Source organism: Desulfovibrio sp. 1188_IL3213 (assembly GCF_036763145.1).
Taxonomy (GTDB): domain Bacteria; phylum Desulfobacterota; class Desulfovibrionia; order Desulfovibrionales; family Desulfovibrionaceae; genus Desulfovibrio.
Genome location: NZ_JBAIYR010000696.1, coordinates 1 through 759 on the forward strand (window position 1 = coordinate 1; position 759 = coordinate 759).

1 protein-coding gene and 1 pseudogene are annotated in these 759 nt (G+C 61.0%); both read right to left on the reverse strand.

Annotation, left to right across the window (positions count from 1 at the left end; translation table 11 throughout):
- Positions 1-434, reverse strand: a 434-nt coding sequence (locus tag V6C16_RS14610; RefSeq protein ID WP_333543611.1) for an aldehyde dehydrogenase family protein, incomplete at its 3' end; no start/stop codon positions are given.
- A gap of 29 nt (positions 435-463) precedes the next feature.
- Positions 464-759: pseudogene (locus V6C16_RS14615) on the reverse strand (dihydroorotase); the annotation flags it as partial.

The window sequence follows — 759 nt, forward strand, 5'->3', positions numbered from 1 at the left end:
CGGGTCAGCGCCTGAACGCCGTGGCGAAACGTGGGTACAACCTCGCCGCTTACCCGCCGCGCCTCTTCGGCATACCAGGGAAAGTAGGAAGCGCCCTGAAGGATCTCTGCCCTGGCCTCGGCCAGCGGCTTGCCTTCTTCGAGGGTGAGCAGGCGGGCCAGGTCTTCAAGATTGGCATGGATGGACTGTTCCCAGGCGTGCAGATAGGCGCCGCGCTCCTGCGGGCTTTTGGCCTTCCAGGCTTCAAAGGCCGCATGTGCGGACTCCACGGCATGCCGGGCCTCGATCTCTCCGCAGTTGGGCACATGCCCCAGCAGCTTGCCGTTGGCCGGATTGATGACGTCTATTACACTTTTGTCCGCCGCATCGCCCCACTGCCCGTTGATCAGGCAGTGAGGACGAAAGAGGCTTTTATCTTGCAATATTCGATGCATATGAACCCCCGTTTATGCACGGGCGGGGGTCAGAAGAGCTGTTTGCCCTCCATCCAGTGATGCTTGACGCGCCCGCGCAATGTCTGCCCCAGAAAGGGCGTGTTCAGGCTTTTGGAATACATGGTTTCCCGTGAGGCAAGCCATGTTTCGTCCGGATCAAACAAAAAGAAATCTGCCGGGTCACCGGGGATAAAGCCGTTCCACGGCAAGGCGAAAATTTCGCCCGGGCGGCGGCACCACAGGCGGTGCGCGTCGGCCTCGGTCAGCACGCCTTCGCACACAAGCCCCCAGGTGAGGCTCAGAGCCAGATCAAGGCCGGTAAAGC